The 7,712-nt window shown below is 66.2% G+C and carries 8 protein-coding genes and 1 pseudogene; 3 read left to right on the forward strand and 6 right to left on the reverse strand.

The features are described 5' to 3' along the window. A pseudogene (locus ACWIQA_RS03795) lies at positions 1-346 on the forward strand (GTPase HflX); the annotation flags it as partial. Here the strand turns inward: ACWIQA_RS03795 and mazG are convergent. The 4 genes from mazG to ACWIQA_RS03815 all read right to left on the reverse strand — a co-directional run bounded on the left by mazG (position 331) and on the right by ACWIQA_RS03815 (position 3,049). Next, entirely contained in the window at positions 331-1,092 is a 762-nt protein-coding gene (mazG, locus tag ACWIQA_RS03800) for a nucleoside triphosphate pyrophosphohydrolase (RefSeq protein ID WP_448581737.1), read from the reverse strand. The pseudogene ACWIQA_RS03795 and the gene mazG overlap by 16 nt on opposite strands. Before the next feature lie 246 nt (positions 1,093-1,338). Continuing rightward, positions 1,339-1,509 carry a hypothetical protein gene (locus tag ACWIQA_RS03805; protein ID WP_448581738.1) on the reverse strand — a complete coding sequence of 57 codons (171 nt, stop codon included), beginning with the start codon at positions 1,507-1,509 and terminating at the stop codon, positions 1,339-1,341. Further along, positions 1,506-2,273, reverse strand: coding sequence for an MBL fold metallo-hydrolase (locus ACWIQA_RS03810; protein WP_448581739.1), 768 nt, complete (start codon positions 2,271-2,273; stop codon positions 1,506-1,508). Before ACWIQA_RS03810 ends, ACWIQA_RS03805 begins: the two co-directional genes overlap by 4 nt. Beyond that, complete coding sequence (locus ACWIQA_RS03815) at positions 2,273-3,049, reverse strand: TatD family hydrolase (protein WP_448581744.1); 777 nt, start codon at positions 3,047-3,049, stop codon at positions 2,273-2,275. Before ACWIQA_RS03815 ends, ACWIQA_RS03810 begins: the two co-directional genes overlap by 1 nt. 99 nt (positions 3,050-3,148) lie before the next feature. Here ACWIQA_RS03815 and ACWIQA_RS03820 point away from each other — a divergent pair, with 99 nt between their 5' ends. Then, the gene (locus ACWIQA_RS03820) at positions 3,149-4,156 is read left to right on the forward strand and encodes a calcium/sodium antiporter (RefSeq protein WP_448581740.1); all 1,008 of its coding nucleotides are present in this window, start codon (positions 3,149-3,151) and stop codon (positions 4,154-4,156) included. Here the strand turns inward: ACWIQA_RS03820 and metG are convergent. Further along, the gene (gene metG / locus ACWIQA_RS03825) at positions 4,123-5,670 is read right to left on the reverse strand and encodes a methionine--tRNA ligase (protein ID WP_448581741.1); all 1,548 of its coding nucleotides are present in this window, start codon (positions 5,668-5,670) and stop codon (positions 4,123-4,125) included. The genes ACWIQA_RS03820 and metG overlap by 34 nt on opposite strands. Further along, positions 5,667-6,737, reverse strand: a complete 1,071-nt coding sequence (locus ACWIQA_RS03830) for an AAA family ATPase (protein WP_448581742.1) — start codon at positions 6,735-6,737, stop codon at positions 5,667-5,669. Before ACWIQA_RS03830 ends, metG begins: the two co-directional genes overlap by 4 nt. A 22-nt stretch (positions 6,738-6,759) precedes the next feature. Here ACWIQA_RS03830 and ACWIQA_RS03835 point away from each other — a divergent pair. Further along, on the forward strand, positions 6,760-7,712 hold a 953-nt coding region (locus tag ACWIQA_RS03835; protein WP_448581743.1), incomplete at its 3' end, for a phosphomethylpyrimidine synthase ThiC.

Consider the following 7,712-nt stretch of genomic DNA (forward strand, 5'->3'; position numbering starts at 1 on the left):
CCTTTCCTCCCTCGGCCTCGATGATGGCCGTGTTCCGGTGCTCGAAGTCCTCAACAAGGCGGACCTGCTCGAGCATGCGGAGCGCGCCGCCCTCGCCGGCCGGCCTGGCCAGCTGCTGATCTCGGCCCAGGGTGGGGAGGGAGTCGATTCCCTCGTTGCTGCCATGGCGCATGCGCTTTCGCGACGCGGCACGGCCGAGACGGTCCGGCTTCATCCGTCTGACGGCCGCCGCCGCGCCTGGCTCCACGCGCATGCCGAAGTGCTTGCCGAGACCGAGGCCGACGGCATGGTCGAGCTGACCGTCCGCCTCGGCGAGGCCGCCCGCGCCCGCTACGGGGCGCTCTGATCCCCGGCCTTTGCCGCCTGCCAGAGCCGCTCCTTCTCCTCGAGGCCGAGATCGGCGAAACCGGGAGCCCGCTCGATCGCCCGGAACCGGCGCTCGAACTTGTCGCAGGCTGCCCGGAGCGCCGACTCGGGCTCGACGCCGAGCTTGCGCAGCCAGTTTACTGCTGCAAACAGGAGATCGCCTGCTTCCTCCGCCCGCGCTTGGTCCCCTTTTGCGGCCTCGAGCTCAGCGATTTCCTCCAAGAGCTTGGCCCGTGCGCCCTGAGCATCGGGCCAGTCGAAACCGGCCTGCGCCGCCCGCTTCGAAAGCTTGTCAGCCCGCAGCAGGGCAGGGAGGGCCTTGGCCACGCCATCGAGTGCAGAACTCCGCACTTTCTCGGCTGCCTTGATCTCCTCCCAGGCCGCCACCACTGCTTCGGCCGTGGCCGCATGCTTGTTGCCAAACACGTGCGGATGGCGCCGCTCCATCTTGGCTGCAATTGCCTCGACGACATCAGCGAAGGCGAAATGCCCGGCTTCTTCCGCCATGCGGGCGTGGAAGACCACTTGCAGCAGCAGGTCGCCAAGCTCGTCCCGCAAGTCCGCCATGTCGCCGCGCGCGATCGCATCGGCCACTTCATAGGCCTCCTCGATGGTATAGGGCGCAATCGAGGCAAAGTCCTGCGCCCGGTCCCAAGGGCAGCCGCCAGGGCCTCGCAACTTTGCCATAATCGAAAGCAGCCGGCCAATGTCGCCGCGGCCACTCATCGAGGCCTCGGTTGCTGAGACGCGGCACGCCCCGAGAGAAGGGCTCCCATGTTCCGCTCACTCTGCGGCCGCTTGCCAAGCCGAGTGTCCGGCAAGACGAGGCGCTTGGGCACGGCGCCGTGCGGGTGGATGCGGGGGTGAGCCACGTCCAGCCTTATGCGGGCCAAGTTGGGAGCTGTCACGCCCCAATGCCTGCGGACAGCTTCCCGTAGCCAGTCTGATAATATATATTATGTCAAATAGCCGTTATGCAACGCCAAGCAGGCGCACCAGAAGCACGCCGCCTGCAAACACGACCCCCCAAACCAGCAGCAGCTGCACCGTCCGCCCCATGCCAAGCCTGGCAAAGAAGCCGCGATTGAGCGCCACCACCAGCAACAGCACCAGCAAGAGATAGATAAGCGACCAGAGCATCACGCCGCCTCCCAGACCCTGCCGTCAAACCCTGGCGACACTCCTTCCGGCAATTCCGCAAGCAGCGCATCATGGTCCATCGACTGGTCCATATGGGTGAGCCACGCGGCCCGTGGCTTGGCCCGGGCAATCCACGCCAGCGTCTGGGCAAGGTGGCTGTGGGTGGGATGCGGCTCACGCCGCAGCGCATCCACGATCCAAAGATCAAGGCCCTCGAGCGCTTCCCAGCTTTCGTCCGGGATCCCGGAGATGTCCGTTGAATAGGCAATAGCCCGGCCACCGGCCTCAAAGCGGAACCCCTTGCTCTCAATCGGGCCATGGAGCTGCCGGAACGGCCGCACCACAAGGTCCCCGAACTGGTGCATGGCCGCCATCGGCAGCGCTCGGGCACAGGCCGGATAGCCATTGTGGCCATGGAACACATAGTCGAACCGGCGGGTCAGCGTCGCCATCGTCTCCGGGTCCATGTAGCAGTCCACACGCGCCCGCTGGGCATGGAAGACACCCCGCAGATCATCGATTCCATGGCTGTGGTCGGCATGGTCATGGCTGTAGAACACGGCCGAAAGCGACGAGACTCCGGCATCGAGCAGCTGTTCCCGAAGATCCGGGCTCGTATCCACGAGCACCCGCGCCTCGCCATGCTCCACCAGAATGGATACCCGCCGCCGTCGGTTCCTGGGGTTGGCCGGATCACAAAGCCCCCAGTTGCCACCGATCCGCGGCACACCCGAAGACGTGCCGCACCCGAGCATGACAACGCGCATCAGATGGCCATTTTCGCAAAAAGTCGCAGCGTGTTCGCGGCCGTTCCGGCCATCAGTCCGGCGCTGTCCTCGCAGCGCACCTCGGCGAGGAACCGCGCCGTCGTCGCCACATGCGCCGGCTCGCAGGTCCTCCCCCGGAACGGCACTGGCGCCAGGAAAGGAGCATCGGTCTCGACCATGAGGCGGTCGGCCGGCAGGTCCCGCGCCACGGCCTGAAGCGCTGCTGCCGAGCGGAAGGTCAGGATTCCCGAAAGCGAGATATAGCCCCCCAGCGCCAGCGCTCGCTCCGCAAGCCAGGCCGAGCCAGTAAAACAGTGGAGCAGAAAGGGGAAACGCCCCTTCCCCATTTCTTCTTCCAGAATACCGATTGTATCTTCTTCGGCGTCCCGGCTGTGCACAACAAGCGGCAGGCCGGTCTCCCGCGCTGCTGCGATATGGGCACGGAAGCTTGCCTGCTGACGCGCCCGGTCCGACCTGTCATAATGATAGTCAAGGCCCGTCTCGCCAATCCCGACGACGCGCGGATGCGCTGCTGCTGCCACCAGCCTGGCGGTGTCGACATCGGTGTGCTGGTCAGCCTCGTGCGGGTGGATGCCGACAGTCGCGAACACGTCTGGGTGGCGCTCCGCACCCGCAATCACATCCCCCCATTCGCTTGCGCGCGTCGAAATCGAGATCATCGCCGAGACCCCCGCAGCGCGGGCGCGTGCCACCACCCCCTCCTCGTCCTCGACAAGGCCAGGATAGTTCAGGTGGCAATGGCTGTCGATCAGCATGGGCGCCATGTGGGCCAGGCGCTTCCCACATGCAATTCCCAACGGCCCTGGTCCGGTTTTGCTTGCACCCCCGCCCCCATGTGGCAAGGACCCGGCGCCATGCTTTTGACGCTCCTTTCGCTCGCCGGCGGTCTTGTCCTCCTTGTCGTCGGCGGGGAGCTGCTGGTGCGTGGCAGCGTCCGCATCGCCGAGCGCCTTGGCGTTTCGCCCCTTCTCATCGGCTTGACTCTGGTCGGCTTTGGCACCTCCACGCCCGAGCTCGTCACGTCCATCGAGGCTGCCCGAATCGGCGCCCCCGGAATTGCGATCGGCAACATCGCCGGCTCCAACATTGCGAACGTGCTCTTGATCCTTGGCTTCTCTGCCCTCCTCTTCCCGCTCGCCGTCTCTTCCGCTGCCTTGAAGCGCGACGGCACGCTCGTCATCATCGTCTCGCTCCTGTTCGTGCTCGCCGGCTTTACCGTCGGCTTGACCCGCGGCGTCGGCCTTGCCTTTGTGATTGGGCTCATCAGCTACATGGCCTACGCCTATCGCCAGGAGCGCAATGTCGCTCGCGTTGCCGAAGCCGGGCATACGGCCGCCTTCGAAAAACGGGAGGCGACCGAGCAGGTGGATCCCGCTCTCCAGCCTCGCGCCACCTCGGCGCCTGGCCTGCTCGGCTGGCTCCTTCCCGCAGCGATGGCCTTGGGCGGCCTTGCCACCATCATCTTTGGCGGAAGGATGCTGGTCGAGGCGGCCGTCGCGCTCGCCCGCTCACTCGGCATGAGCGAATCGGTCATCGGCCTCACCATCGTCGCCGTCGGCACTTCGCTTCCCGAATTCGTGACGTCAATCGTCGCTGCCATCCGCCGCCAGACTGCTATCGCCGTCGGCAATGTCCTGGGCTCGAACCTCTACAATATTCTTGGGATCGGCGGGCTCACTGGCCTCATTGCGCCAACGGCCTTCCCAGCGGAAATGCTTGGAATCGACATGGCCGTGATGGTCGGCGCAGCCATCCTCCTCTTTCTTTCGGCACTTGATCGCAAGGTAGGGCGCCTTGAGGGTGGCCTCATGCTCGCTGGCTACATCTCTTACACAGCCTGGCTCGTCATGCGCTCCGGCTGATCGGCCTCCAGGCGCGGAAACAGGCCACTGGGTGGCGGTAGCTTATTGCCACTCCCAAGTTCCTGGTCCAAGTCTTGGAACAAGCGCTTGTCTTTCGGCACAGCGAGGAGATCAAGGAGACGCGCCATCCGCTCCGGCATTGCGGGCTGGAGCAGAATCGCAATCCGCCGGATGCACTCGGCTGCGTGCCACAACACGCTGTCCGCTGCTTCCGGGTCTGTCTTGCGCAGGCTCCACGGCGCGCGTTCCGAGAGATAGAGGTTGGTTGCTGCCACCACACCAAAAATGGCATCCAGGGCAAGGTCTGGCCGCACTGCAGCATGCGCTTGTCGGCAGGCATCGAGCAGCCCTGCTGCCTCGGCGAGCAGCCGTGCCTCGGCCGCCCCCCCCTCCCCGCGCGCCGGCACGCAGCCACCAGCCTTTGCGATCATCGAGAGCGTGCGCTGGGCGAGATTGCCGAGATCATTTGCAAGATCGGCGTTCAGCCGTGCCGCAATGGCCTCGTGGCTCCACTCGCCATCCTGGCCGAAGGCAATGGCGCGCAGCAGAAAATAGCGGAACGGGTCCACACCATAGCGCGCGGCAAGCGCCACGGGGTCGACGACATTGCCCGCCGACTTCGACATCTTCTCACCCCGGCTCAAGATAAAGCCATGGCCGAAGATGCGGGCCGGGACAGGCAGCCCTGCCGACATCAGGAACGCCGGCCAGTAGACCGCATGGAATCTGACGACATCCTTGCCGATGACATGGAGATCGGCTGGCCACCAGCGCTCGAACCCACCTGCCGGAAACCCGGCACCGGTCAGGTAATTGGCGAGCGCATCGACCCAGACATACATCACATGGCCAGGCGATCCCGGCACTGGCACGCCCCAGTCAAAGCTGGTCCTGCTGACGGAGAGGTCCTTCAACCCTCTCTCAACAAATGCTCGCATCTCGTTCATTCGACTTGCCGGCTGCACGAACTCCGGCTGGCGCGCATAAAGTGCAAGAAGCGGCTCGGCAAAGCGCGACAGGCGGAAGAACCAGCTCTCTTCCTCAACCCAGGCAACTGGTGTCCCAGTCGGCCCCACGCGCGTCCCGTCCGCGGCAATTTGGGTCTCTTCCTCGGCGTAAAAGGCTTCGTCGCGAAGGGAATACCAGCCTGAATAGCGGTCGAGATAGAGGTCGCCTGCGTCTGCCATCCGCTGCCACAGCGCTTGCGCTGCCGCCACATGATCAGCGTCCGTCGTCCGGATGAAGCGGTCGCGCGAGATGGCAAGCGCATCCGCCATCTCCACAAACCGTTCGACCATGCCATCGACATAGGCGCGTGGCGCAAGCCCGGCGGCGCGGGCCGCTTGCGCAATCTTCAGCCCATGCTCATCCGTTCCCGTCAAGAACCGGACTTCGCGCCCGTCAGCACGCGCAAACCGCGCCAGCCAGTCGGTTGCCACTGCCTCATAGGCGTGACCGATGTGCGGTGCGCCATTGGGGTAGTTGATCGCAGTTGTCACATAATAGCGGCTCATCGCGCCGCCATGCCTGAACCCCGCGCAAGCGCAAGGGCCAGCGCATGCGCCATCATCACCCGGTCCTCCCCCGGCCGCAGCGCATCGCGCACCAGTGCGGAGACTTCGGCGTAGGCGGCCAGCACTTCGGCCCCGGGCGCGGCCCGTGCTGCCCGCGCCAGCAACCGCGGTGCCAGCCGGCACAACAGCGCAAAGGTCTCTGCACTGCCCTTGCCAGCGAAGCGCTCGGCAAACTGCTCTGCTGGCTCGCGCTCCAGGGCATCGAGGAGCGCACCTGCCCCGGCCATCGCCAGCGCCTCCCCCGGTGCGCCGCCACAAAGCGCAGCCACCTGCACCCGTTCATTCTCCGCAAGCTCCGGCAGGCGTTCCGCGAGCAGCCTCTCGATCACCGTTTGTGAAAGCGGCGGGAACCGCAGCACCCGGCAGCGCGAGCGGATGGTCGCCGGCAGCCGCCCGGGCGCATGCGCAACCAGCAGGAACAGCACGCCCTCTCCCGGCTCCTCGAGCGACTTCAGAAGCGCATTGGCCGCATGCGCGTTCATGTCGTCCGCCGCATCGACGATCACCACGCGGTGGCGGCCGACCCCGGCATGGCTGCGCAGCAGGGACGCAAGCTCCCGCACGGCATCCACGCCGATCCCGCTTGCCGGCTTCTCCGGCTGAGGTGCCAGAACCCGAAGATCCGGATGGGCACCGGCTTCCAGCCATGCCCGGCCTTGGCCCTCGCCCAGGAGCCGCATCGCCACCTGGTCGGCAAAGGCGCGTTTCCCCATGCCTCGCGGCCCGGCCAGCAGCCAGGCATGGTGCAGCCGCCCGAGCGCCCATGCCGCCTCAAAGGTCTGCCACGCTGCGTCATGCCCCAGCCACATCGCTTGCTCGTCCTGCCTGCTTGCCTGGTGCACTGCAACTGTGCTTGCGCCGCCCGCCCCCCTGCCGTAGCATGCTGCCACCCCGGGGAGCCGCCATGCGCGCGGCTGAGAGGCAGGCGGCAGGCCTGCGACCCGCTGAACCTGATCCGGAGCAACACCGGCGGAGGGAGGGCCCGGCAACCCGCCGCAGTCAGCCATCCGCCCACGCGAGGAGGACGAGATGGCTGACCGCCCTGCCCTTTCCGAAATCGGCGTAACAACCGGCCCCTTGCCTGCCTCGACCAAGGTCTATGTTCCAGGCCGTCTCTTCCCCGAGATTCGCGTGCCCCTGCGCGAGATTGCACTCACGGGTGGAGAGCCGCCCTTCCGTGTCTATGACACGTCCGGCCCCTACACTGACCCTGCCGCGCTCATTGACATCCACGCTGGCCTCCCCCGCCTGCGCGATCCCTGGATCGACGCGCGCAGCGATACCGAACGCACCGAGGGCCGGCAGGTCCGTCCCGAAGACAATGGCCTTCGCTCCGGCTCCGCCGCCCGCCCCGAAACCCGTCCCTTCGCGCACCCCAACCGCCGGCCCCGGCGGGCGAAATCGGGTGCGGTTACGCAGCTGGCCTATGCCCGCCGCGGTATCATCACCCCTGAGATGGAGTTCGTCGCCATCCGCGAAAATCTCGGCCGGGAAGCAGCGCTCGCAAGCTCGCGCGACGGCGAAAGCTTCGGCGCCGAAATCCCCGCTCATGTCTCCCCCGAGTTCGTCCGCTCGGAAGTCGCGCGCGGCCGCGCCATCATCCCGGCCAACATCAACCACCCCGAGCTCGAACCCATGGCCATCGGCCGCAACTTCCTCGTCAAGATCAACGCCAACATCGGCAACTCGGCCGTCGCCTCGTCCGTCGCCGAGGAAGTGGACAAGATGGTCTGGGCCATCCGCTGGGGCGCCGACACCGTCATGGACTTGTCGACCGGCAAGAATATCCACGATACCCGCGAATGGATCCTGCGCAATTCCCCCGTCCCCATCGGCACGGTCCCCATCTACCAGGCGCTCGAGAAGGTGGGGGGCGTCGCCGAGGAGCTCACCTGGGAGATCTTCCGCGACACGCTCATCGAACAGGCCGAGCAGGGCGTGGACTATTTCACCATCCACGCCGGCGTCAGGCTCCCCTACAT

Source organism: Thermaurantiacus sp., assembly GCF_053487655.1.

Excerpts from the sequence above, each read along its gene's own strand:
- mazG (WP_448581737.1), bottom strand. The coding sequence starts at position 1,092 with ATGAGTGGCCGCGGCGACATTGGCCGGCTGCTTTCGATTATGGCAAAG.
- ACWIQA_RS03810 (WP_448581739.1), bottom strand. The coding sequence starts at position 2,273 with ATGCGCGTTGTCATGCTCGGGTGCGGCACGTCTTCGGGTGTGCCGCGG.
- ACWIQA_RS03815 (WP_448581744.1), bottom strand. The coding sequence starts at position 3,049 with ATGCTGATCGACAGCCATTGCCACCTGAACTATCCTGGCCTTGTCGAG.
- ACWIQA_RS03820 (WP_448581740.1), top strand. The coding sequence starts at position 3,149 with ATGCTTTTGACGCTCCTTTCGCTCGCCGGCGGTCTTGTCCTCCTTGTC.
- metG (WP_448581741.1), bottom strand. The coding sequence starts at position 5,670 with ATGAGCCGCTATTATGTGACAACTGCGATCAACTACCCCAATGGCGCA.
- ACWIQA_RS03830 (WP_448581742.1), bottom strand. The coding sequence starts at position 6,737 with ATGGCTGACTGCGGCGGGTTGCCGGGCCCTCCCTCCGCCGGTGTTGCT.